Origin of the sequence: Agrobacterium tumefaciens, assembly GCF_031801495.1 — a bacterium.
Lineage (GTDB): Bacteria > Pseudomonadota > Alphaproteobacteria > Rhizobiales > Rhizobiaceae > Agrobacterium > Agrobacterium tumefaciens_K.
In genome coordinates this window covers 1356685-1381210 of the sequence record NZ_JAOEGC010000002.1, presented here as the reverse complement: position 1 = coordinate 1381210, position 24526 = coordinate 1356685, and the positions used below count along the sequence as shown (strand labels likewise).

General features: G+C 58.7%; 23 protein-coding genes and 1 tRNA gene. 16 read left to right on the top strand and 8 right to left on the bottom strand.

The window, feature by feature from the left end:
- Nucleotides 1-22: 22 nt before the first annotated feature.
- On the bottom strand, nucleotides 23-712 hold the full coding sequence (locus tag N7578_RS16120; RefSeq protein ID WP_311111292.1) for a fumarylacetoacetate hydrolase family protein: 690 nt from the start codon (nucleotides 710-712) through the stop codon (nucleotides 23-25).
- Between the two features lie 145 nt (nucleotides 713-857).
- Between N7578_RS16120 and dusA the strand changes: the two genes are divergently transcribed.
- Entirely contained in the window at nucleotides 858-1868 is a 1011-nt protein-coding gene (dusA, locus tag N7578_RS16115) for a tRNA dihydrouridine(20/20a) synthase DusA (RefSeq protein ID WP_311111291.1), read from the top strand.
- Nucleotides 1869-1930: 62 nt separating this feature from the next.
- Here the strand turns inward: dusA and N7578_RS16110 are convergent, their stop codons facing one another.
- Both N7578_RS16110 and uvrA read right to left on the bottom strand, forming a co-directional pair.
- Nucleotides 1931-2731 carry a DUF72 domain-containing protein gene (locus N7578_RS16110; protein ID WP_311111290.1) on the bottom strand — a complete coding sequence of 267 codons (801 nt, stop codon included), beginning with the start codon at nucleotides 2729-2731 and terminating at the stop codon, nucleotides 1931-1933.
- A 53-nt stretch (nucleotides 2732-2784) separates the two neighbouring features.
- On the bottom strand, nucleotides 2785-5706 hold the full coding sequence (gene uvrA / locus N7578_RS16105) for an excinuclease ABC subunit UvrA (protein WP_311111289.1): 2922 nt from the start codon (nucleotides 5704-5706) through the stop codon (nucleotides 2785-2787).
- Nucleotides 5707-6012: 306 nt separating this feature from the next.
- Between uvrA and N7578_RS16100 the strand changes: the two genes are divergently transcribed.
- Nucleotides 6013-6567 (top strand): single-stranded DNA-binding protein, encoded by a 555-nt coding sequence (locus N7578_RS16100; RefSeq protein ID WP_311111288.1) that lies wholly within the window; start codon nucleotides 6013-6015, stop codon nucleotides 6565-6567.
- 74 nt (nucleotides 6568-6641) lie between these two features.
- Here the strand turns inward: N7578_RS16100 and N7578_RS16095 are convergent, their stop codons facing one another.
- Together N7578_RS16095 and N7578_RS16090 are read right to left on the bottom strand one after the other, a co-directional pair.
- A complete protein-coding gene (locus tag N7578_RS16095; protein WP_311111287.1) occupies nucleotides 6642-7790 on the bottom strand; it encodes an HPP family protein in 1149 nt (382 codons plus the stop codon).
- Nucleotides 7791-7917: 127 nt separating this feature from the next.
- Nucleotides 7918-8547 carry a MarC family protein gene (locus tag N7578_RS16090; RefSeq protein WP_311111286.1) on the bottom strand — a complete coding sequence of 210 codons (630 nt, stop codon included), beginning with the start codon at nucleotides 8545-8547 and terminating at the stop codon, nucleotides 7918-7920.
- A gap of 217 nt (nucleotides 8548-8764) precedes the next feature.
- Here N7578_RS16090 and gyrA point away from each other — a divergent pair, with 217 nt between their 5' ends.
- Both gyrA and N7578_RS16080 read left to right on the top strand, forming a co-directional pair.
- Nucleotides 8765-11548 carry a DNA gyrase subunit A gene (gene gyrA, locus N7578_RS16085; protein ID WP_311111285.1) on the top strand — a complete coding sequence of 928 codons (2784 nt, stop codon included), beginning with the start codon at nucleotides 8765-8767 and terminating at the stop codon, nucleotides 11546-11548.
- Nucleotides 11549-11718: 170 nt separating this feature from the next.
- Nucleotides 11719-11916 carry a DUF4287 domain-containing protein gene (locus tag N7578_RS16080; protein WP_311111284.1) on the top strand — a complete coding sequence of 66 codons (198 nt, stop codon included), beginning with the start codon at nucleotides 11719-11721 and terminating at the stop codon, nucleotides 11914-11916.
- Between the two features lie 71 nt (nucleotides 11917-11987).
- On the opposite strand, the gene N7578_RS16075 is transcribed toward N7578_RS16080, so the two are convergent.
- The 3 genes from N7578_RS16075 to N7578_RS16065 all read right to left on the bottom strand — a co-directional run bounded on the left by N7578_RS16075 (nucleotide 11988) and on the right by N7578_RS16065 (nucleotide 14691).
- Nucleotides 11988-12248 (bottom strand): hypothetical protein, encoded by a 261-nt coding sequence (locus tag N7578_RS16075; RefSeq protein ID WP_311111283.1) that lies wholly within the window; start codon nucleotides 12246-12248, stop codon nucleotides 11988-11990.
- 85 nt (nucleotides 12249-12333) lie between these two features.
- Nucleotides 12334-13830 carry a D-alanyl-D-alanine carboxypeptidase family protein gene (locus N7578_RS16070; protein ID WP_311111282.1) on the bottom strand — a complete coding sequence of 499 codons (1497 nt, stop codon included), beginning with the start codon at nucleotides 13828-13830 and terminating at the stop codon, nucleotides 12334-12336.
- A 150-nt stretch (nucleotides 13831-13980) separates the two neighbouring features.
- The gene (locus N7578_RS16065) at nucleotides 13981-14691 is read right to left on the bottom strand and encodes a hypothetical protein (protein WP_311111281.1); all 711 of its coding nucleotides are present in this window, start codon (nucleotides 14689-14691) and stop codon (nucleotides 13981-13983) included.
- 156 nt (nucleotides 14692-14847) lie between these two features.
- On the opposite strand from N7578_RS16065, the gene N7578_RS16060 reads away from it, so the two are divergent.
- From N7578_RS16060 to N7578_RS16005, 12 genes are all read left to right on the top strand, one after another.
- Nucleotides 14848-15114 carry a hypothetical protein gene (locus tag N7578_RS16060; protein WP_311111280.1) on the top strand — a complete coding sequence of 89 codons (267 nt, stop codon included), beginning with the start codon at nucleotides 14848-14850 and terminating at the stop codon, nucleotides 15112-15114.
- A gap of 27 nt (nucleotides 15115-15141) precedes the next feature.
- Nucleotides 15142-15360: a hypothetical protein gene (locus tag N7578_RS16055; protein ID WP_311111279.1), complete on the top strand. Its 219-nt coding sequence runs from the start codon at nucleotides 15142-15144 to the stop codon at nucleotides 15358-15360.
- A 369-nt stretch (nucleotides 15361-15729) separates the two neighbouring features.
- Complete coding sequence (locus tag N7578_RS16050) at nucleotides 15730-15966, top strand: hypothetical protein (protein ID WP_311111278.1); 237 nt, start codon at nucleotides 15730-15732, stop codon at nucleotides 15964-15966.
- Nucleotides 15967-16292: 326 nt separating this feature from the next.
- Nucleotides 16293-16382: transfer RNA gene (locus tag N7578_RS16045), tRNA-Ser, on the top strand.
- 267 nt (nucleotides 16383-16649) lie between these two features.
- Nucleotides 16650-16832, top strand: coding sequence for a hypothetical protein (locus N7578_RS16040; protein WP_311111277.1), 183 nt, complete (start codon nucleotides 16650-16652; stop codon nucleotides 16830-16832).
- A 322-nt stretch (nucleotides 16833-17154) separates the two neighbouring features.
- Nucleotides 17155-18240 carry a septal ring lytic transglycosylase RlpA family protein gene (locus N7578_RS16035; RefSeq protein WP_311111276.1) on the top strand — a complete coding sequence of 362 codons (1086 nt, stop codon included), beginning with the start codon at nucleotides 17155-17157 and terminating at the stop codon, nucleotides 18238-18240.
- Nucleotides 18241-18295: 55 nt separating this feature from the next.
- Entirely contained in the window at nucleotides 18296-19480 is a 1185-nt protein-coding gene (locus N7578_RS16030; RefSeq protein WP_311111275.1) for a D-alanyl-D-alanine carboxypeptidase family protein, read from the top strand.
- A 78-nt stretch (nucleotides 19481-19558) separates the two neighbouring features.
- Nucleotides 19559-20230, top strand: coding sequence for a dTMP kinase (gene tmk, locus N7578_RS16025; RefSeq protein ID WP_311111274.1), 672 nt, complete (start codon nucleotides 19559-19561; stop codon nucleotides 20228-20230).
- Nucleotides 20227-21252: a DNA polymerase III subunit delta' gene (locus N7578_RS16020; RefSeq protein ID WP_311111273.1), complete on the top strand. Its 1026-nt coding sequence runs from the start codon at nucleotides 20227-20229 to the stop codon at nucleotides 21250-21252. The genes tmk and N7578_RS16020 overlap by 4 nt, the downstream gene beginning before the upstream one ends.
- A gap of 104 nt (nucleotides 21253-21356) precedes the next feature.
- Nucleotides 21357-22907, top strand: coding sequence for a methionine--tRNA ligase (metG, locus tag N7578_RS16015; protein WP_311111272.1), 1551 nt, complete (start codon nucleotides 21357-21359; stop codon nucleotides 22905-22907).
- A gap of 5 nt (nucleotides 22908-22912) precedes the next feature.
- Nucleotides 22913-23695 (top strand): TatD family hydrolase, encoded by a 783-nt coding sequence (locus tag N7578_RS16010; protein ID WP_311111271.1) that lies wholly within the window; start codon nucleotides 22913-22915, stop codon nucleotides 23693-23695.
- Between the two features lie 3 nt (nucleotides 23696-23698).
- Nucleotides 23699-24523: an MBL fold metallo-hydrolase gene (locus N7578_RS16005; protein ID WP_311111270.1), complete on the top strand. Its 825-nt coding sequence runs from the start codon at nucleotides 23699-23701 to the stop codon at nucleotides 24521-24523.
- Nucleotides 24524-24526 lie beyond the last annotated feature (3 nt).

Genomic DNA, 24526 nt, shown 5'->3' with positions numbered 1-24526 from the left:
CCGTTTTTCCTCCCGGATTACGTTACGCGATTTTGACGGACAGCGTTCCGACACCTTCAACGCCGCACTCGATCAGGTCGCCGCGTACAATCGGACCGACGCCGGCTGGCGTGCCCGTCATGATGACATCGCCTGCCGCAAGCGTGAACAGCTTGGACAGTTCGGCGATGACTTCCGGTACCTTCCAGATCATCTGTGCGAGGTCGCCGGTTTGCTTGCGCTCGCCGTTCACATCGAGCCAGATGGTTCCGGTGGATGGATGGCCGATTTTCGATGCCGGCACGACGGGTGACACGGGTGCTGAAAATTCAAATGCCTTGGCGCCTTCCCAGGAACGGCCCATCTTCTTCAGGCCATCCTGCAGGTCGCGGCGCGTCATGTCGATGCCGACCGCGTAACCCCAGACGTGATCGAGTGCTTCGCTTGCAGGAATATCCGCACCGCCGCTCTTCAGCATAACGACGCATTCCACCTCGTAGTGGACATTGGAAGAAAGGGATGGGTACGGAAAATCCTGCCCGGCCGGCAGTAGGTTGTCCGGGTTTTTCTGGAAATAGAAGGGCGGCTCACGCGACGGATCGTGGCCCATCTCAATGGCATGGTCGGCGTAGTTGCGACCGACGCAATAGACGCGTCGCACCGGAAACGTCTCGCTTGTGCCTTCAACCGGAAGAAGGACGGGTTTCGGTGTGGGAATGACGGTCGCGACCATGGGAAATTTCCTCGGATTGACATCTGCTGCCAGTCTTGTCCCGCGATTCCGGATGTAATTCCAGTTCAAAAATCGCGGTGCCGGCCAAACTGGCCTTTTGTTGCGCTTTGATGTAGAAGCCGGGCAAAAGAGGTTTCACATTCGCATGTACAAACAAGCGCTCGCAAGCGGCGAAAAAATCTTCGCCGTGGCTCCGATGATCGACTGGACGGATACGAGGTGCAGATTTTTGCACCGGCAGCTGTCGAGGCGTGCGCTGCTGTTCACGGAAATGATCGTGGCCGATGCCATAATCCATGGCCAGCGTGAGAAGCTGCTTGGATATCATTCCGAGGAGCATCCCGTTTCGCTGCAACTGGGCGGTTCGGATCCGGCAAAGCTTACCGAAGCTGTGCGGATTGCGGATGACTACGGTTACGACGAAATCAACCTCAATGTCGGCTGCCCTTCCGACAGGGTGCAGTCCGGCACGTTCGGTGCATGTCTGATGCGCGAGCCGGAAACGGTCGCGAACTGCGTGGCGGCCATGAAAACCGTCGCCTCGGTTCCGGTGACCGTGAAATGCCGTATCGGCGTGGACGATCAGGAGCCGGAGGTGGTTCTGCCGGATTTTCTCAAGCGCGTCATCGCTGCCGGTGCGGATGCAGTTTGGATCCATGCGCGCAAGGCGTGGTTGCAGGGACTGTCGCCCAAGGAGAACCGTGAGGTTCCGCCGCTCGACTACGAGCTTGTCTACCGCATGAAGCGGGAAAACCCAGATGTCTTCATCGGTATCAACGGTGGGATTTCCGATCTCGATCAGGCGGAGATGCATCTACACCATATGGATGGCGTGATGCTCGGCCGTGCCGCCTATCACAACACCTCGATTCTGGCCGATGTCGATCACTGCATATACGGTGAAGAGGCAAGGGCGCCGGACTGGATGGCGCTGCGCGACACCATGATGGCCTATGCCGCAGATTACATTGCCGCGGGCGGGCGTCTGAACCACGTCACGCGCCATATGGTCGGACTGTTTCAGGGCATGCCGGGCGCACGCCGGTTCCGGCAAATCCTGTCCAGTGACGCCACCCGTCCGGGTGCCGGAGCGGAAGTGATCGAGGCGGCCTTCGCGGCCATCGATTTCAATCCGTCAAAAGAGCTGGCCGGTTAACGAGATTTCCCGGCACGTCTTGAGTATCCTCCTAGGTGAAGCCGCAGGCGAGTTGCCGAAGCTCAAACGATTTTCTGAAGCGCCTGTGCGCCGTTCGGCGCGTTGACCTTGCCGCCGGTGATGAAGAACGCGAAAACGTCACGGGCCTTCTTTTCGGCCTTTCTATCCGGTGCAATCATCGGCAGATCGTCCGGCGCACCACCCGCCGCATAGGTCTTGATGCGTTTTGCCCAGTGGTCGATATCCGAAGGCGTATAACAGGTCGGAATATCATCCTCGCCCTTCTGCAGGCGGCAATAGACGAAATCGGCAGTCACGTCCGGCAGCAGCGGGTAGTCGTGATGGTCGGCGCAGACGACCGCGACGTTGTGTTTCGCCAGAAGCTCTATGAATTCCGGCACCTGGAAAGTCGGATTGCGAACCTCCACCACATGACGCAGCTTTATGCCGTCCTGCTTTTCCGGCAGCAGCGCGAGAAAAGCAGCGAAATCATCCGGCTCGAATTTCTTTGTCGGTGCGAATTGCCAGAGGATCGGCCCCAGATGGTCGCCCAGCTCCGTCAAGCCCTGCGTCAGGAACTTGGTCATGGACTCCTGCGCTTCGGCCAGCACCTTGCGGTTGGTGACGAAGCGGCTGGCCTTCAGCGAGAAGATGAAATCATCCGGCACTTCCGATGCCCATTTGGCAAAGGTTTCCGGTTTCTGGCTGCCATAATAGGTGCCGTTGACCTCGATGGCCGTCAGTTGCCGGCTGGCATGTTCAAGCTGGCGCTTCTTCGCCAGCTTTTCAGGGTAGAATGTGCCTTCCCATGGTTCGAAGGTCCAGCCGCCTATGCCGGTGCGGATTGTGCCTGACGTGGCCATGCGGTGCTTCCTCCCTGGAATGCCTTGCCTGTGATCTTTTCAGGGGGCGACGGTTACTCCGCCGCCACCTGCTTTCCCGCTGGATGACGTTCCAGAAGCTCTTTCAGGAAATGGCCGGTATAGGACCTTTTTTCCTTCACGATCTGCTCCGGGGTGCCGGTCGCGACAACCTCGCCACCACCCGTGCCGCCTTCGGGGCCGATATCGATCACCCAGTCGGCCGTCTTGATGACTTCGAGATTATGCTCGATGACCACCACCGAATTGCCTTGTTCCACCAGCGCATGCAGCATTTCAAGAAGCTTCTTCACGTCATGGAAGTGCAGGCCAGTGGTCGGCTCGTCGAGAATATAAAGGGTACGGCCGGTTGAGCGCTTGGACAGTTCCTTGGCGAGCTTGACGCGCTGGGCTTCACCACCCGACAGCGTGTTCGCCTGCTGGCCGACCTTGATGTAACCGAGGCCAACGTCAAACAGAGATTGCAGCTTGTCGCGCACGGCGGGAACGGCCGCGAAGAATTCGACACCTTCCTCGACTGTCATGTCCAACACGTCGGCAATGGACTTGCCCTTGAAATGCACGTCGAGCGTTTCGCGATTGTAACGCTTGCCGTGACAGACATCGCAGGTGACATACACGTCCGGCAGGAAGTGCATCTCGATCTTGATGACGCCATCGCCCTGGCAGGCTTCGCAGCGCCCGCCCTTGACGTTGAAGGAGAAGCGTCCGGGCGCATAACCGCGCGCCTTGGCTTCCGGCAGACCGGCAAACCAGTCGCGGATCGGCGTGAAGGCACCGGTGTACGTTGCCGGGTTCGAGCGCGGCGTGCGGCCAATCGGCGACTGGTCGATGTCGATCACCTTGTCGATGAATTCGAAACCATCGATGCGGTCGTGTTCAGCGGGAATTTCGCGCGCGCCCATGACACGGCGGGCCGCCGACTTGTAGAGCGTCTCGATAAGGAAGGTGGACTTGCCTCCGCCGGAAACACCCGTCACAGCCGTAAACACGCCAAGCGGCACGGAGGCCGTGACATTCTTGAGGTTGTTGCCGCGTGCGCCGACGACCTTGATTTCCTTGCCCTTCTTGGGCTTGCGACGTTCAGCCGGAACGGCGACGCCCATTTCGCCTGAGAGATATTTGCCGGTCAGCGAATTCGGGTTGGCCATCACGTCCTGCGGCGTGCCTTCGGCGATCACCTGACCGCCGTGGATACCGGCGGCAGGGCCGATATCCACGACATAATCCGCCGTCAGAATAGCGTCTTCGTCATGTTCGACAACGATCACCGTGTTGCCGATGTCGCGCAGGTGTTTGAGCGTTTCCAGCAGGCGGGCGTTGTCACGCTGATGCAGGCCGATCGACGGTTCGTCCAGAACGTAGAGAACGCCGGTCAGGCCCGAGCCGATCTGCGAGGCAAGGCGGATACGCTGGCTTTCGCCGCCCGAAAGCGTTCCGGAGTTACGCGACAGGCTGAGATAGTCCAGCCCCACGTCATTCAGGAAGCGCAGGCGCTCGCGGATTTCCTTGAGGATACGGACGGCGATCTCATTCTGCTTGGCATTGAAGGTTGCCGGCAGGGTTTCGAACCAGTCACGTGCAGTCCGGATCGACATTTCGGTGACTTCGCCAATGTGCAACTTGTTGATTTTGACGGCCAGTGCTTCAGGCTTGAGGCGATAACCGGCGCAGGCCGGGCAGGGGGCTGCCGACATGTAACGCTCGATTTCCTCACGCGCCCACGCGCTGTCTGTTTCCTTCCAGCGGCGCTCGAGGTTGGGAACGATGCCCTCGAAATTCTTCACCGTCTTATAAGAGCGGGCGCCGTCCTGATACTGGAACTCGATCTTCTCTTCCGTGCCGTGCAGGATGGCGTTCTGCGCCTCTCTGGAAAGATCGGACCATTTGCTGGACAGCTTGAAACCGAAGGCCTTGCCGAGCGCTTCCAGCGTCTGATTGTAATACGGCGACGAGGATTTGGCCCACGGCGCAACAGCGCCATCCCGCAGGGTGCGGGCGGGTTCCGGGATGATCAGGTTTTCATCGACCTTCTGCTGTGAGCCGAGGCCGTCGCAGGTCGGGCAGGCGCCGAAGGGGTTGTTGAATGAAAATAGGCGTGGCTCGATCTCGGGAATGGTGAAACCGGAGACAGGGCAGGCGAATTTTTCGGAAAACAGCACCCGTTCATGGGTTTCGTTCAGCGACTTGTTGGCGGATCCACCGGCCGCCGTTTCCTCTGCAGGCAGCGGCTTGTCGGCGAATTCGGCGATGGCGAGCCCATCTGCGAGTTTGAGGCAGGTTTCGAGGCTGTCTGCAAGGCGTGCGGCCATGTCGGCGCGCACCACCGCACGGTCGACGACCACATCGATGTCGTGCTTGTATTTCTTGTCGAGGGCTGGAACGTCGGCGATTTCGTAGAACTGCCCGTCAACCTTGACGCGCTGGAAGCCTTTTTTCATCAGCTCCGCGAGTTCCTTTTTGTACTCGCCTTTGCGGCCGCGCACGATCGGCGCCAGAATATAAAGGCGCGTGCCTTCCTCGAAGGCGAGAATGCGGTCGACCATCTGGCTGACGGTCTGGCTTTCGATCGGCAGGCCGGTGGCCGGGGAATAAGGAACGCCGACACGCGCAAACAGAAGACGCATGTAGTCGTATATTTCCGTCACAGTGCCGACCGTCGAGCGCGGGTTGCGCGAGGTCGTCTTCTGTTCGATGGAGATTGCCGGCGACAGACCTTCGATCTGGTCGACATCCGGCTTCTGCATCATCTCGAGGAACTGGCGCGCATAGGCCGAAAGGCTCTCGACATAACGGCGCTGACCTTCAGCATAGATGGTGTCGAAGGCGAGCGAGGATTTGCCCGAGCCGGAAAGGCCGGTCATGACGATCAGCTTGTTGCGCGGCAGATCCAGATCGATGCCCTTGAGATTGTGCTCGCGGGCGCCACGGATGGAAATCGTCTTCAGTTCACTCATGACAAGGCTCGGACATTGATAACGGGCTTGGTGGGGCGGTCCCTTATGTAGGCACGCGACCGAAGGAGTCGAGGTCTATTCCCAATCGGTCAATTGCTTTTGGGCTCTCTTGACTCGAATTTCAGGGTTTAATAGAACAAAAAAAGAACAAAAATCAAGCGGCAATGTCGCGTCGATCTGAACGGGATTATTCGTTGTGGATAGTTTCCCGTCTGCGGTGCCTTTCGGAGGCCGTGGTGGTTATTGTGAACGGAATTTTTTGAAATGCAAAGGCCGGGCAAAACAACCGGCGGACAGGATAAAGAGATGGCTGGCAGCGTAAACAAGGTAATTCTGATCGGAAACGTGGGCGCCGATCCCGAAATTCGCCGGACGCAGGATGGCCGCCCGATTGCAAACCTGCGCATTGCCACCTCGGAAACCTGGCGCGACCGCAACAGCGGCGAGCGCAAGGAAAAGACCGAGTGGCACACTGTCGTGGTGTTCAACGAAGGCCTGTGCAAGGTTGTCGAGCAGTATGTAAAAAAAGGCGCCAAGCTCTACATCGAAGGCCAGTTGCAGACGCGCAAATGGCAGGACCAGAACGGTAACGACCGTTATTCGACGGAAGTGGTTCTGCAGGGCTTCAACTCGACCCTGACGATGCTGGATGGCCGCGGTGAAGGCGGCGGCTCCAGCCGTGGCGGTGACTTCGGCGGCGGCGATTACGGCAGCAGCGGTTCGTTTGGCGGTGGCAGCGGTGGCGGTTCGAGCTACGGCGGTGGCGGTTACGACCAGCAGCCGTCGCGCGGCGGTGCTGCCCGTGGTGGCCAGCCTTCGGGCGGCTTCTCCAACGACATGGACGACGATATCCCGTTCTGAGAACCGGATTTATCAGGCTCGGAAATACGAGGTGGCGGCCCAGGGGCTGCCACCTTTTTTATTGCCTGTATGGGTCAGGCGGCGGCCTTGTCGGCAAGCATTGACACCATGACGTCGGACTGGGAAACAATGCCCACCATCTTGCCGTTGTGATCTGTCACCGGCAGGTAGTGCAGCCCTTCCTCGGCAAAACGGATGATGGCTTCCTCCACGGCCATATCGGGCCTGACGGTCTTCACCGGCGAGGTCATGATATCCTTGACGGTGTCGTTCGGCGCCTTTGCGCCGGAGAGAATGAGGCGCAGGCGCTGACCGAAGCCGATTGCGGGGCGACCCTTGTTCCAGCTTGCCTTTTCGAGAAAATCCGTCTGTGTGACGATGCCGACGATTTCGGCACGGTCATTGGTTACAGGCAGCGCCTTGAAGTGGTGGCCGCGCATCAGCGCATGGGCCTGGGCCAGCGAATCCTCCGGCGCGACGGCAACGACGTTACGGGTCATGACGCTTGCGCAATCGAGATGGCCTGCACGGCGGCGATAGGACCGCAGTTCCGTTTTCCTCAGGATCAGTTCCAGCTCATCACGGTCGATATCGAGAACCTGATCGTACTCCTTCAGAACCTCGTCCAGGTCGCTCGATGAAAAACCAATCTTCTGGATCGCCCCGAGATTTCCATCGCCATGGCTTGAAGCCACCGGCTTGATGGAATGCGGGTAGGGGCGGCCCGTGATGTTGTTATAAAGCAGTGCGACAGCGAGCAGGATCAGGGAATTGCCCGCGACCGGCCAAAGCAGGAAGCCATATCCCAGATCGTGAACGGCAGGGCCGCCGAGCACTGCGGTCAGCGCGACTGCACCACTTGGCGGGTGCAGGCAACGCAGCGCCATCATGGCCGCAATGGCAAGGCTGATGGCCAGCGCGCTCGCAAAGAAAACATCCGGTACCAGAAGCACAACGGTCACGCCGACGAAGGCCGCTACCAGATTGCCACAGAGGATCGACCAAGGTTGCGCGAGGGGGCTGGAGGGTACGGCAAACAGCAGCACGGCGGATGCACCCAGCGGCGCGATCATGGCGGGCAGTGCCGGATTAAAACGATAGGCGATACTGCCAAGAAGCCCGGTGATAAGAATTCCGACCAAGGCGCCAAACGCGGCGCGCAGGCGCTCCTTGGCGCTGGGTGGGGCGGCATCCGGGATGAGACGGCGCAGCATGGATCGCATGGGAGGCACTTCCGATTGTTCGATGGCCGCCTTGTAACCCGGGCATGCGTTTCAATCAAAGAACGGAATTTCCGCCCGTGTTCCTATTGCGGGATTTTGTTGCAAAACGTCCCGATGAAACCATCGTTCAAATGGCAAAGGCGGACCTTATTCCATCCACCACGAATTGCACGGAGAGCGCCGCTAGAAGTACACCCAGCAATCTCGTCAGGATAGCCCGGCCGGTATTGCCGAGAAAACGATCCATGCGCTCCGCGACGATCAGCGCCGCATAGACCAGCACCATGGCAAAGGCGAGAATCAGAATGAGCACGACCATCTCGACCGTGGTTTTCATCGAACCGGCCAGAAGCACGGTGGCCGAGATGGCGCCCGGTCCGGCAATCAGCGGCAGTGCCAGAGGGAAGACCGCCAGATTGTGCAAATGGTCCTTCGTGATGGCGATCTCCGAGGTCTTTTCCTTGCGCTCCTGACGCTTCTCGAAAATCATCTCGAAGGCGATCCAGAACAGCAGCAGGCCACCGGCAATTCGGAAGGCGCCAAGAGAGATGCCGAGCAGATTAAGGATGGCAAGGCCGAAAAGGGCGAAGACGGCGAGAATACCGAAGGCGATCAGCGAGCCGCGCAACGCCACCTGCTTGCGCTGGTCGCGGGTCATGCCCACCGTCAGCGCAAGGAATACGGGGGCGAGGCCGGGTGGATCGAGCGTGACCAAAAGGGTGGTAAGCGCGTTGATTAGCGTTTCGCTGCCAGCCATTTTTTCCCCGAATTACGTTGTTTTGACCGCCAGCCTACGCAAGTCCATGCCTGTTTGAAAGTGAGGAGCGACGCTTTTGCCCGATCAAGGCGAGAAAAGCACTGTTTGTCTTGCATTTGACGCAAAAGACTGTTCAAAACTTGCCGGGAACTTGGCTTAACCTCGCTGTTTCCGCTATAAAAATCCATCCGATTCTTAACAGAGAATGTGATCCGTTTTGACTGACCAAAGTCCCCCCGGCGGCGGAAAGCTTCCGCCAGGCATCGAGCCGATTTCCATCATGGAGGAAATGCAGCGGTCGTATCTCGATTACGCCATGAGCGTTATCGTGTCCCGCGCGCTTCCCGATGTTCGAGACGGCCTGAAGCCGGTTCATCGCCGCATCCTTTACGGCATGTCCGAACTCGGCATCGACTGGAACAAGAAATACGTAAAGTGCGCCCGCGTCACCGGGGACGTGATGGGTAAATACCATCCGCACGGCAACTCCGCGATCTATGACGCTCTTGCCCGCATGGCGCAGGACTGGTCGCTTCGTCTGCCGCTGATCGACGGTCAGGGCAACTTCGGCTCCATCGACGGTGACCCGCCGGCGGCCGAACGTTACACCGAATGCCGTCTGGAAAAGGCGGCGCATTCGCTGCTGGACGACCTCGACAAGGAAACCGTCGATTTCCGCGACAACTATGACGGAACGCTGTCCGAACCCGTCGTAGTGCCTGCCAAATTCCCAAATCTTCTTGTCAACGGTGCAGGCGGCATTGCGGTCGGCATGGCGACGAACATTCCGCCGCACAACCTTTCGGAAGTGATCGACGGCTGTATCGCGCTCATCGACAATCCGGCCATCGAACTGCCGGAACTGATGCAGATCATTCCCGGTCCGGATTTCCCGACAGGCGCCTTCATATTGGGCCGTTCGGGCATCCGCTCGGCCTACGAGACGGGCCGCGGCTCCGTCATCATGCGTGGCCGCGCCACCATCGAACCGATGCGCGGCGACCGCGAGCAGATCATCATCACCGAAGTTCCCTATCAGGTGAACAAGGCGACGATGATCGAGAAGATGGCCGAACTGGTCAAGGACAAGCGCATCGAGGGCATTTCCGACCTGCGTGACGAATCGGACCGTCAGGGCTACCGCGTCGTTATCGAATTGAAGCGTGACGCCAATGCCGAAGTCATTCTGAACCAGCTTTACCGTTATACGCCGCTCCAGACCTCTTTCGGCTGCAACATGGTGGCGCTGAACGGCGGCAAGCCGGAACAGCTGACGCTGCTCGACATGCTGCGCGCTTTCGTATCCTTCCGCGAGGAGGTCGTCAGCCGCCGCACCAAGTACCTGCTGCGCAAGGCCCGCGATCGTGCGCATGTGTTGGTGGGTCTGGCCATTGCTGTCGCCAACATCGATGAAGTCATCCGCGTCATCCGTCATGCTCCTGACCCGGCATCTGCCCGCGAAGAGCTGATGACCCGTCGCTGGCCGGCAGAGGACGTTGAAAGCCTCATCCGTCTCATTGACGATCCGCGTCACCGCATCAACGAAGACGGCACCTACAACCTCTCGGAAGAGCAGGCACGCGCCATCCTCGAACTGCGTCTGGCCCGCCTGACGGCCCTCGGCCGTGATGAAATCGGCGACGAGCTGAACAAGATCGGCGCGGAAATCAGCGAATATCTCGAAATCCTGTCGTCGCGCGTCCGCATCCAGCAGATCGTCAAGGATGAGCTTGCTGCTGTTCGTGACGAATTCGGTACGCCGCGCCGTTCGGAAATCGTCGAGGGCGGCCCGGACATGGACGATGAGGATCTCATCGCCCGTGAAGACATGGTCGTGACCGTATCGCATCTCGGTTACATCAAGCGCGTGCCGCTGACGACCTACAAGGCACAGCGTCGCGGCGGCAAGGGCCGTTCGGGCATGGCAACGCGCGACGAGGATTTCGTCAACCGTCTGTTCGTGGCGAACACCCATACGCCGGTGCTGTTCTTCTCCTCGCGTGGTATCGTCTACAAGGAAAAGGTATGGCGTCTGCCGATCGGCACGCCGCAGTCCAAGGGCAAGGCGCTGATCAACATGCTGCCGCTGGAACCCGGCGAACGCATCACCACCATCATGCCGTTGCCCGAGGACGAGACGACCTGGGAAACCCTTGATGTCATGTTCTCTACGACGCGCGGAACGGTACGCCGTAACAAGCTGGGCGACTTCGTGCAGGTCAACCGCAACGGCAAGATTGCCATGAAGCTGGACGAGGAGGGCGATGAAATCCTCTCCGTCGAAACCTGTACCGATCGCGATGACGTGCTCCTCACGACGGCTCTGGGACAGTGCATACGCTTCCCGGTGGATGACGTCCGCGTCTTTGCGGGCCGCAACTCGGTAGGCGTGCGCGGCATCAACATGGGCGAGGGTGACCGCATCATCTCCATGACGATCGTTGGCAGCAGCGACGCAGCTCCGTGGGAGCGTGCAGCCTACCTCAAGCGTTCCGCAGCTGAACGTCGTGCAGCCGGTGTCGATGAAGAAGATATCGCGCTGGTTGGCGAAGAAGTGACGGAAGAAGGCGAACTCGGTGAAGATCGTTATCAGGAACTCAAGGCACGCGAACAGTTCGTGCTGACGGTTTCCGAAAAGGGCTTCGGCAAGCGTTCTTCGTCCTACGACTTCCGCACCTCCGGCCGTGGCGGCAAGGGTATTCGCGCCACGGACACCTCCAAGACGGCGGAAATCGGCGAACTGGTTGCAGCCTTCCCGGTTGAAGACAATGACCAGATCATGCTCGTGTCCGATGGCGGCCAGCTGATCCGCGTGCCGGTCGCGGGTATCCGCATCGCCAGCCGCGCTACGAAGGGCGTCACGATCTTCTCGACGGCCAAGGATGAAAAGGTCGTTTCGGTGGAGCGCATCAACGAGCCGGAAGGCGAGGATGACGCTGAAAACGGCAATGGTACCGAGGTCGAAGACCAGGTCACCGAGCAGCCGGAAGGCGACGTGTAAGCCAGCCGTCTCTCAATGTCTGAAAAATAAACCCCCGCGGAGCGATGGCGCCGCGGGGTTTCTGCTATCTTGTGGCGGTTCCTATAAGAGCTACCTGCGTCCGCACACGGTGACATCTTCCGCTTTCATGGTATCTCTTTCCATACGAAACGTTGCTATCGGGAGGTGTCATGGCAACCAATCCGGTGAAAGGACCCCAATCCTATTTTCCATCCATCGAAGCCAGATATGGCCGTCCCATTGCGGAGTGGAAGGAACTCATCCTCAGCGAGGGTGGCAACATGGAGCTGGTTACATGGCTCAAGCAGGAGCACGGCATGGGCCACGGTCATGCCAATGCCCTTGTCGCAGATACATTGCGCGAGTGATTTCTCGAAACATAAAACCCCGCGGAGCGATGGCGCCGCGGGGTTTTGGCTGTCACCCGTTGATCAACGCGTCAACGCAATTTCATGTGGATGGGCGCGCGGCCCGAGCGGCTGGAAATGTGAAGATGGATCTTCGCTTCCGGCTGATTGCTGCGCCAGGCGCGGGCGCCGTGCGAGAGCAGAAGGTTGACCAGATCGCGTGTCTTATGCCGGGAGCGGTTGAGGCCGATATCGGCGATGCGCATTGCGGCCTCATGAATGGGATGCAGAACGGAAAGACTGCCCTGTCCGTTTACTGCTGCAATGTCCGAAAAGTTCTCGTTGATTGCCATCTTTGAACGCCTCGTTACACAATACAAATTCGAGGGGATTTGGGAGGCGTCGCCATTTCAGACGCCACCCGTTTCATGGTGATGACTACTGCGCCGAGGCCCAGCAGCTCACACCTTTCTTCTTCAATGCGTTGCATGCATTGACCGCGGCATTCTGGCCATCGAAGCCACCGAAACGGGCGCGGTAGAACTGCGAGCCATCCTTGTTGAAAGCGACGGTGAAGGGCTTGGCAGAGCGCAGTGCCGCGCCGCCTTTTTCCTGAGCCGACTGCAACAGGTTGCGAGCCGAGTTTTCATCAGGTGACGCACCGATCTGAATGACCCAGCCACTTGCCGGCGCTTCCATCTTTGGCGCAATGGCCGGCTTTGCCGTGGATGCTGCAACGGAAGCGGTGACGATGTTGTCGACCTTGGTGGAATTCGTGATGAGGCTGCGATCCGGCGCGATAGGTGCAACGGGAACCGGTGCCTGTTTGCCCTTCTGACGGGTCGTCGCCATTTCCATGGCATTGACGGCGGCATTGGAGGAGGAGCCTGCAAAGGCGCTGACCGGCGCTTCTTCGCCATAACGGGCCTGCGGAACCGGGCCAGCCTGCGGCAGACCGGCAGAAGCTGCAACCGGAGCGGAGGGGACAGCCGCGGCAACGGCAACCGGCTCTTCAATCGGTGCAGAACGGGTCTGGGCGATCAGGTTGGAGTTTCCGCCACGCGAAGCCTGCGGCAGATACGTGGCGACCAGCTTGCGCATGGTGGCATCGCGAGCAGCGCTAGAACGTCCGCCGAGCACAACCGCAACGATGGAACGGCCATCCAGCTGTGCCGAGGTCGCAAGGTTGGAGCCTGCAGCGCGGGTATAACCGGTCTTGATGCCATCAACACCCTTGACCGTGCCAACCAGACGATTGTGGTTGCCGATGACCTGCTTGCCGAATGTAAAGGTGCGGGTGTTGAAGTAACCGTAATATTGCGGGTAGTGCTGGCGAAGCGCGATGCCGAGGCGGGCCTGATCGCGCGCCGTGGTCATCTGCGCGGTGTTAGGCAGTCCGTTGGCGTTGCGATAGGTTGTGCGGGTCATGCCAAGCGCACGGGCCTTTGCCGTCATCATGCGGGCGAAGCGGTCTTCCGAGCCGCCGAGATACTCGCCGAGAGCCGTCGAAATGTCGTTGGCGGAGCGGGTGACAAGTGCCAGGATGGCCTGTTCAACCGTAACGCTGCCACCGGCGCGAACACCGAGCTTGGAAGGCGGTTCCTTGGCGGCATTGGCCGACACCGGAACTTTCGAATCGAGGGAGATGCGGCCCGACGACAGCGCTTCAAACGTTAGATAAAGCGTCATCATCTTGGTAAGGGACGCCGGATAGCGCAGACCATCCGGGTCTTCGCCATACAGAACCTTGCCCGTTTTCGCATCGATGACGATGCCGGCATATTTCGGTTCTGCCTGAGCCGTCTGAACGGTTGTTGCGGCCATGAACGCCGCAGCAAGGGTCAACGCAACAAACCTGACGAAAGACTTCACACCCGCTTTGCGCACATGTGCTCCAGATAGACTTTTCAACACCGCTGAACTCTTCAATCGCATATTCACAATTCGTCCGGGCACGCCCCGCCCAAACGCTCATGGGAAAGAACTTTATCGAGATGGCGTTACCAAGTGGTTTATGAATGGTGTCCGGATTCCCTAAAATGCGACTTTTCCAGCGCATTGCGGTTGGGGGAATTCCCCTACCATTCAGCCTTTATTGAGGCGTGCCTCGACGTAATTCTTCAGGGCTGCGTCGAGTGTTTGCCATTGCGGCAGCTGGTGCGCGGAGAAACGGTAGAAGACCGTGAGATCCTGTCCGGCACGGATATCCCGCTGGCAATCGTTGCCGGTCGATTCGTCCGGTGTCTCCGGCAGGAGGCAGCGTACGACGTAATCGCTCTCACCGTCGCGTCTGGCGGTCAGTATGACTTCCTTTCCGTAACCGGAATCGGCTCTCAGCCTATGCAACGACAAACCGTAACGCAGAGGTATGGGCTCACCTTCCGCCAACCGCGAATAGATGGGGGCGAAGCGCCCGGACATATCCTCAGACATGGTGCTTCGGGATAGCTGGACGAATATCAGGTTCGTGTTTTTTTGCGGGTCGTCGAACAGGCTGCGGTTGTCGTTGCCATATCCTTGCAGGTCAGGCCATGTCAGGTAGAGATCAACGCGCTCAGCGTCTCCATTCTCTCGTTGAGAGGGAACGCGAATGGTGTTTTTCGCGAGCACCAGCCTGTCGTTGCCTATGGTAATGCTCACGGGGTCTGTTGAGGTGGTGTATCCGGCGCTCTTGATTTTTTCGCCATACCATCCGGCCGCCAGCCAGATTGCGACAACAATGGTCACGAACAATCCGCCCAGACCCGCAAGCGCGCGACGGAAACGGAAAGACATCAATGGTGCGTCGTTATGCATCTGTGCCGGAATATCCGATTCCCTGGACCGGTGCATCCTGTTCGCCGACTTCGTCAGGCGCAGGATACGGCGTTTTTACTGCCGAGGTTTACCTGCAGACATTGAAATGCCTTTTGGTCACTGCTACCTGACCTTCAGTAGTAAAAAGGACGACAGATGGCGGCGCGCGACAGATATTCCCGAAAGCTCGAGTGTTCGAAGTGTGGTCATCAGGGTTTTGCCGAGGCCTCGGAGTCCGATGACAAAAGGTCGCCGGATGTGGATTTTCGCGTTGACGAGATGCCGAGAGGGTTTCGTGCGGAGCGCTCCTCGGGCAATCCGGCGGAATTTATGATACGCTGTGGGCAATGCGGCAATATATTCCGCTTCCTGCAAAGGACGGCTTATGCGCCGGGCGGCGAACCGCGAGCAAGGGCGCAATAATCGTTACTGAACGAAGGGCATAGCAGAATGGCTATCGAGCAAGGCCCGCCTGATCCCGGGCAACCAAGAAAGAAGCCGTTGTGGCCGTGGATCGTGCTTCTGGTTCTGACGCTCTGCGCGATCTATTCCTATAACCGGGCGACCGAGATCATCGCTGAGATTTCGGATGTCCTGCCACCTGCCATTATCGATCTTTTCCAGGATATTCTGCGCGACGACGGTCACAGGCCGGGTATCGACGTATAAGGTGCTGGCTGACCGGAGCCAGGCGTTCCAAATAAAAAAGCCCCGCGGAACGCGGGGCAGGTTGATCGCTCGGGGAAAGTTGGGCAATGCCCGGGAGCGATGAATGATGAATACCCCATTATGTCGCGGCCGAGATAGGTCACATCCGTCCCAATCGGTACGCTTCGCTAAAAAACATGTCAGCAGACCCGCTCCATCCACCAAGACTGGTTTCCGCGGATGTGCCTTTGTGGTTCGAGGCCTTGCCGTATGGCGATGGGATGTATGACTGTGTCCCATCATGAAACAACTATGTGTCGCAATTTGATATATTAACTAACGCTTAATCAATGGCTTGCGGAAGTGCGGGACTAATGGCAATCTGCCGTCATGCAGCAAATTCAACCCCCACGTTTTGCAGTTGATCAGACGGCCCGGATCGCCGAATGTCGCGAGACGTTTGTTGCCGCCGCGAGGTCGCTTATCGTCAACGCCGTTGCAAATGGCTGGCGAGAGGAGGAGGCAGCGCTTGCACTGGCGGATGCCGCCGATGAATATGTTCTCTATCTCGCATCTAAGCCCGTTTCTAACCGCAAACCGGCCAACCAGAACGAAGTGACGCCCTAGAGGATTGAACCGTTCGTCGGGCATGGCGTTTGTACGGGAATTTGTTCCGTCGCCTCTATTTTCACACATTTAAACTTACAATTTTTGCCATGCGCAGACGGATCGACAAGTCGGGCTTATTTTTTGTGGGGCTGCTGCTTGTGCTGGTCGCGATTGTTTTGAGCCTCGCTTTCCTTGAGGGTCGTCCGCAGTTGCCAGCGATTCCAGCTGAGGACGGCTCGCTCCTTCCTTCGCAAACGGCACCTGCGCAGTAACACTACCGGACTACCTCGTCGCGATCGGGATTGACGGCTTTTTTCAAAACGCTATAAAGCCTCACCACGACGGGATGGGTGTCCGAGTGGTTTAAGGAACCGGTCTTGAAAACCGGCGTAGGTGCGAGCCTACCGTGGGTTCGAATCCCACCCCATCCGCCAGCCATCACGACGATGTTTGGAGCCGGCCGTCGCCACTTCTCACAATCCGAACTACGGTAATTTGCGTGAAGCGCTGGCGATTATCTGTAACGTGTCGCTAAAACTCACTGTCATCGATGACCTGAGAACCCCCGTTTTGACGGTTATCGCCAACTGTCGAAACAATCGCAGGATGACCGCGATGGCAACGATGATAACCGTTTGAGAGTTTTGATCCTGCCTTTATAAATCTCCGAGAAATGTGATTCTCGAAAGGTTGGGATTTTTATGTGGATTGAAGTCACCGCTGTTGGCAACAATCAGAAGTTCGCTATCAATTTCGATCACGTGTTGCAAATCCTGCCTTTGGCGCAGGGAGCGATGATCGTGCGTGGGCCGAACGACCGTGTGCAGGTGATGGAAAGCTACGACTATCTGGTGGCCCGTCTTCACGCCGCGACATCGAAATAAGGCGTCGCCAGCCCTATCCCACTCTGTGTGGGCGAGAAATCCCGTCCGGTCGGCTGGGATAACGGAATAGGCTGCAATTCTTCCAAACTGACTGTTTTTGTAGGGTTTTATGCATGAGCCGCCATGGCTGAGGCGGCTCGCTTGGCAATGTATCGTTAACCACGTTCATTACAATTTTATCGATTTTGCAGAAGCCGCTCGCATTTTCGCCACGTTATGCACAAGATTAAACGACTGTTAGGTGCTTCGATGGCAGGGGCAATGCAATCGAGGCAAAAGAGGGGGCGGTTCGCCGACCCGCAAGCAGCGTGGGACAGACGATTTGAATTCTACAGTTAAGAAACTCGGCATCAACGCCAAGTCGGGCGTCAAGTTGCTTGCGATTTCCGTGCTGTGCGCCGCGGCGGCGTCATGCTCGACCACGACCTCAGAAACCAAGCCGAAACAAAAGCGCAGCAAAGAGTACTTCTCTGAATCGGAATACGGCGTGAAGGCCAGCCCACGTGTGGCTGATGGCCACAATATTCCAAAGGGCGGCGGCCGCGAATTGGTCGGTAACGCCTATACGGTGAAGGGACGTCGTTATTTCCCGAAGGAAGAGCCGGGCTACAACAAGACCGGACTTGCATCCTGGTACGGCTCCGCATTCCACGGACGCCTGACGGCGAACGGCGAAGTCTACGACAAGGAACATCTGTCTGCCGCGCATCCGACATTTCCGCTGCCCAGCTATGCCCGCATCACGAACATGGAAAACGGCTCCTCGGTTCTGGTTCGCGTCAACGATCGGGGACCTTTCCACGAAGGACGCCTGATCGACGTATCCAGCAAAACTGCCGATCTCCTCGATATGAAGAGAACAGGTACGGCGAATGTGCGCGTGCAATATGCCGGGCGTGCGCCGCTTGACGGACACGACATGCCTTACCTGATGGCTTCCTACATTCCGAAGGGGTCGCGCGCACCGGGCGTCGCACCTGAAGGCCAGATCGCGACCGGCGTTATGGTGGCTTCGGCCTCGCCGAATTTCGTTCCGGTTCCGGCGTCCAGCCCTTCTTACAGCGGCTCGACCCAGACGGCACTGGTGGGTTCCAAGAAGAATGCCGCCCTGCAGGCCATGCCGCTGGTCAACAGCGCGCCGCAGACGTTTGAGCAGTTCGCCGTTCTGCCGGAAATCGGTCCGTTCCTAGCCGAGCGCCCTGATGGTGACTTCCTTCGTGCGCCCAGCGATCCCGGCGGTCATTACCTGCGCGTTCCGACGCCATCGTCCAAATATGCCGCCGCCTATTCCGAGGAAGCGTCCGTTTCCAAGGCATCTCAGGCCTTCGACAGCGTTCTGACCGATCGCGGCGCGCTCAACGAAGAGTCCATTCTCGCTTACGTAAAGCGTCAGAACGCGAAGCGCTGACGGTCAGACTGGTTTTTCTGCTGCCGTTATCTGAACGGCGGCCATGCGGGGCGACATGCGCGGCGATCTTGGCAAGGCATTTCAACGGTCATTCGTCCGGCTTTCCGTTGTGCTTGCCGTCGCTGTTGCGAGCAGCACGGGCGTTGGCGCCCAGACGGCACCCTTCATTGCCAAGGCCGAACAGGCCTACATGATCGATGCCGAAACCGGCACGGTGCTTCTGGCCCAGAACGAAAACCAGAACTTTCCTCCCGCATCGCTTGCCAAGCTGATGACGGTGGAGGTGATGCTGGATGCCCTCAAGAAAGGCGAGGTTTCCGCCGAGACGCAATATCCGGTTTCCGAGTATGCCTGGCGGACGGGCGGGGCGCCTTCCAGAACCTCGACGATGTTCGCGCAGCTCAAATCCTCCGTCGGCATCAACGACCTTCTGACCGGCATCATCGTGCAGAACGCCAATGACGGCTGTATCATCGTCGCCGAGGGCATGGCGGGATCGGATGCGGCCTTTGCGAAGCGCATGACCACGCGTGCTTCAGAACTTGGCATGAACCGCAGCGTCTTTGCCAATTCGACAGGCTTGCCCGATCCCGGCAACCAGACCACGGCAAAGGACATGGTGCGGCTCGCCCAGCATCTGCATGATACCTATCCGGATCAGTACGGGCTTTTCACCAAGCCAGATTTCGAGTGGAACCGGATTTTTCAGCGCAACAAGAATACGCTTCTTGCCCTCGGCGTCGGCATTGACGGCATGGGTCTCGGTTTTGCCGAGGGCAGCGGTTATGCCGCTGTGGTTTCGGCCGCGCGTGATGGACGGCGCGTCTATCTAGCGCTCGCTGGCATTGTTGACGAAAAGACCCGTCAGGAAGAAGCCCGCCGCGTGGTTGACTGGGGGCTGACGAACTTCGAAAAGCGTCGCCTCTTTGCGAAGGGTGAGGCCGTCGGTTCCGTGAGCGTCTATGGCGGCGATGTCTCGCACATCGAACTCGCACCGGCCGAAGAGGTCAGCGTGCTGGTGCCGGTCAACAATCCCGATCGGCTTTCCGGCCGCATCGTCTATAACTGGCCGCTTCGCGCGCCGTTGGAAAACGGTGCCAATGCCGGCACGCTCCGGGTCTTTTCAGGTGAGCGCCTACTGCGCGAAGTGCCGCTTTACGCCACCTCGGCGGTGGGCAAGGGTACCCTGACCCAGAATGCAACGGGCGCCCTTAAAGAACTGCTGCTCTTCTGGCTTTGAAGGCGGCTGTTTTACAAGTCGGCGATATGGTCTAAACAGAACCCGGATTCAAAAAAGAAGACTGCACAGGAAATCGCTTTGTCCGAAAAGACCGGATTGTTCATCAGCTTTGAAGGCGGCGAAGGAGCCGGCAAGTCGACGCAGATTCGCACGCTTGCCGAGACACTGCGCAAGCGTGGTTTCGATGTGATCGTGACACGAGAACCGGGTGGATCTGCCGGGGCTGAGGCGGTACGCCATGTTCTGCTGTCCGGCGCTGCGGAATCATTCGGCGTTCGCATGGAAGCCGTCCTTTTCGCAGCAGCGCGCAACGATCACGTCGAAGAGGTCATTCGTCCGGCGCTTGAGAAGGGCGCGGTCGTACTCTGCGACCGTTTCCTTGATTCTTCCCGTGTCTATCAGGGTACCACTGGCAATCTTGAGCCGGACTTCATCGAGACGTTGCAGCGTATCGCCATCGATGGTGTGATCCCTGACCTGACGCTGATCTTCGACATTGCCGCTGAAAAGGGGCTGGCACGCGCCAGAAAACGTGCCGATGAGGGGGCAACGCCCGACCGGTTCGAAAAAGAAGAGATCGAGACGCACGAAAAACGCCGCGAAGCCTATCTCGACATTGCGCTCGCCGAGCCGCGGCGTTGCCGCATCGTTAATGCTGATCAGCCGGAAGACCGTGTTTCGGAAGACGTCATGTCCTTCGTCGAGCCTCTGCTGGAGCGCTTCAAGGAAGCCGCGGGCGAAGCGCCATGAGCGAGGTTCAGGGCGTTCTCGACGGCGCCATCGCGCCGCAGCAGAACACGAAACTGTTCGGCCATGCGGAAGCGGAGGCGTTTCTGGCGCAATCCTATCGTTCAGGCAAAGGCCACCACGCCATCCTGATCGAAGGCCCTGAAGGCATCGGCAAGGCGACACTTGCCTTCCGGTTTGCCAATCATGTGCTGAGCCACCCGGACCCGGCGCTTGCACCGGCCGAGATGGTCGATCCGGATCCCCAATCGCTTGTCAGCCGCCAGATCACCTCCGGCGCCTCGCATAATCTTCTGCATCTGACACGCCCGGTCGATGAAAAAACCGGCCGGGTGAAATCCGCCATCACGGTGGACGAGGTGCGGCGGGCAGGGCACTTCTTTTCGCAGACATCAGGCACCGGCAACTGGCGCATCGTCATCATCGATCCGGCTGACGATCTGAACCGCAACGCCGCAAACGCCATCCTGAAGATCCTGGAAGAGCCGCCGAAGAGGGCGCTTTTCCTGGTGCTTTCGCACGCGCCAGGCAAGCTGCTGCCGACGATCCGGTCCCGCTGCATGCCGCTGCGCATGTTGCCTCTGTCCGACGCGAACATGGTTCATGCACTCGACAATCTGGGCATCAGCGGAAGCATTGAAAAGCGCGAGGCGCTGCTGGCAGCGTCGAAAGGCAGTGTCGCGCAGGCGCTGAAGCTGGTGAACTACGGCGGCAGCGATATCGTGGAGGCATTTTCGGATGTCATGACCGCGGAGGGACCGGCTGCGCGCAAGCTGATGCACAAGCTGGCCGAAGTGCTGGCGCAGAAGGACGGCGATGTCATCCTGGGCTTCTTCATGGAGCACGCCACCGAAGCGTTGATGGATCGGGCGAGGGCGCTGGCAATGGCCGGTGATATCGATGCTGCAGAACGTCATGCGCGGCTTTCCTCCACGCTTTCGGAGCGCATTACGGTCGCGACGGCCTATAACCTCGACAAGAAGCAGATGGTACTGTCCATCCTCGAAGACATTCGCAACGTCTGAAGCCAACAGATCGTACAAATCGTGCGGCTTTCGCTTTCGCTGGTGCGAACAATGGTTTAAGAGCGGTCTATCCAAAAAACAGTCCGCAAAGCCGATCGAGCGTCATGACAGACAAGACACCTTTCTACATCACCACCGCAATTTCCTACCCTAACGGCAAGCCGCATATCGGCCATGCCTATGAGTTGATTGCGACCGATGCCATGGCGCGTTTTCAGCGCCTGAATGGAAAGGATGTCTTCTTCCTGACCGGGACGGACGAACACGGCCAGAAGATGCAGCAGACGGCCCGCGCCGAAGGTATAACGCCGGAAGAGTTGGCGCAGCGCAACTCCGACCAGTTCCGCGAAATGGGCAAGCTGCTCAACGCCTCGAACGACGACTTCATCCGCACAACGGAAGAGCGTCACCACGAGACGTCGCGCAACATCTGGAACCTGATGGCGAAAAGCGGCGACATCTACAAGGACAGCTATGCCGGCTGGTATTCCGTTCGCGATGAAGCCTATTACGCCGAAGACGAAACCGAAGTGCGCGCCGACGGCGTTCGCTACGGACCGCAGGGGACGCCGGTCGAATGGGTAGAAGAGGCGAGCTACTTCTTCAAGCTGTCGGAATATCAGGACAAGCTGCTCAAGCTCTATGAAGACCAGCCGGATTTCATCGGTCCGGCCGAACGCCGCAACGAGATCGTTTCCTTCGTCAAATCGGGCCTGAAGGATCTGTCGATCTCGCGCACGACCTTCGACTGGGGCATCAAGGTGCCGAACGATCCTGCGCATGTCATGTATGTGTGGGTCGATGCACTGACCAACTACATCACCGCGACCGGTTACATCGAAGACAAGGACGGTCCACGCGCGAAATACTGGCCGGCCGACGTTCACATCATCGGCAAGGACATCATCCGCTTCCACGCGGTCTACTGGCCCGCGTTCCTGATGAGCGCCGGTCTGCCGCTACCCAAGCGCGTCTATGCGCACGGCTTCCTGCTCAACAAGGGCGAGAAGATGTCGAAGTCGCTCGGCAACGTGGTCGATCCGGTCAATCTGGTGAACCATTTCGGGCTGGACCAGGTGCGTTATTTCTTCCTGCGCGAAGTTTCCTTCGGGCAGGACGGCAGCTACAGCGAAGAGGGCATCGCCACCCGCATCAATGCGGATCTTGCGAACGGTATTGGCAACCTAGCCAGCCGCTCGCTCTCCATGATCGTCAAGAATTGCGACGGCCAGATCCCAACGCCGGGCGCTTTCAGCGATGAAGACAAGGCGATGCTGGCATCTGCCGATGGTCTGCTGGCGATCTGCCGTGAGGAAATGGACAAGCAGCTTATCCATCGCGCGCTTGCAGCGATTATTGCCGTCGTTTCGGAAACAGACCGTTATTTTGCTAGCCAGGAGCCCTGGGCGCTGAAAAAGACCGACCCGGAGCGCATGGGTACCGTGCTTTACGTAACGGCAGAGGTGGTGCGCCAGATCGGCATTCTGCTGCAGCCGTTCATGCCGGATTCCTGCGAAAAGCTGCTCGATCTGGTGGCCGCACCGGCGGACAAGCGCGACTTCGCAGCGCTTGGTGAGGCTGGCCGCCTGGTGCCGGGCACGCCGCTTGAAGCGCCGAAGCCGGTCTTCCCGCGTTACGTGGCGCCCGAGGCTTGAGCGCCATGCTGATCGATACCCATTGCCATCTGGATTTTGCCGACTTCGAGGCTGAGCGCGACGACATCATCGCCCGCGCTCACGCGTCCGGCGTCAGCCAGATGGTGACGATCTCGACACGGGTGCGGCGTCTTCCTGAACTGTTGAAGATCGTCGAGAAATACCCGTCCGTCTTCTGTTCGGTCGGTACGCATCCGAACAATGCCGATGAAGAACTGGACATCCAGACAGACGAGTTGATCCGGCTGGCGAACAGCCATGACAAGATCGTGGCGATCGGAGAGGCTGGGCTCGATTATTTCTACGATACGCAGAAGCCGGAAGACCAGAAAACCGGCCTGTTACGCCATATCGATGCTGCCCGCGTCACCAGACTGCCGCTGGTCATTCACAGCCGCAGCGCCGACGACGACATGATCGCGATCCTGACCGAGGAAAGCGGGAAGGGGGCATTCCCCTTCATCCTGCATTGTTTCTCGGCTGGTCCCGATCTTGCCAGAGCGGGTGTGGAACTGGGCGGCTACGTCTCCTTCTCCGGCATTCTGACCTTTCCGAAATCGCAGGATATCCGAGATATCGCCGCGACCGTACCGCTTGACCGGCTGCTCGTGGAAACGGATGCGCCTTACCTTGCGCCGAAGCGCTGGCGTGGCAAACGCAACGAGCCAGCCTACGTCGTCAATACGGCGGAGGTTCTGGCCGAGGTGCATGGCGTTTCCTATGAGCGCATGGCCGAGATCACCACGGAAAATGCTTTCCGTTGCTTTTCCAAGATGGCTAGGGTGTAAGGCGTGGCAGGCTATCGGCGCCGTTTTACCGTGCTCGGATGCGCTTCGTCGCCCGGCGTACCGCGTATCAACGGTGACTGGGGCGCCTGCAACCCCGACAACCCGAAAAATCGCAGAACGCGTGCCGCCTTCATGGTGGAACAGATCGCGCCGAATGGTGGAAAAACCATCGTCGTCATCGACACCGGCCCCGATTTTCGCGAACAGATGATCGCTGCAAAAGTGGAATCCGTGGATGCGGTGCTTTATACGCACGCACATGCGGACCATCTTCACGGTATCGATGACCTGCGCATCTATTTCGCCATCCAGAAAAGCCGCATTCCCATATGGGCTGATCCGGTAACGATGAAGCGTATCCGCGAGGGTTTCGCTTATTGCCTGGAAACGCCGCCGGGCAGCAGTTATCCGCCTATCGTTCAGCCACATCTGATCGAAGACATAACTAGACCGGTGGTGATCAAGGGCGCCGGCGGGCCGATCGCCTTCCACGCCCACATGCAGCAGCACGGCGACGTGCATTCGCTGGGCTTCCGCGTCGGGAACGTCGCATATTGCACCGATGTCAGCGATTTTCCGGCTGAAACGCTGCCGAAGCTTTCCGGGCTTGATGTGCTGGTGATCGACGCGCTGCAGTATCGTTATCACCCGAGCCACCTGTCGCTTGAGCAATCGCTGGACTGGATCGAACGGATTTCTCCCAAAAGGGCGATCCTGACCCATATGCATATCCCGCTCGATTACGATACCGTGATGCGCGAGACACCTGATCATGTCGAACCGGCCTATGACCAGATGCGCTTCGAGGTCGAGATCGAAGCCCCCTGATAT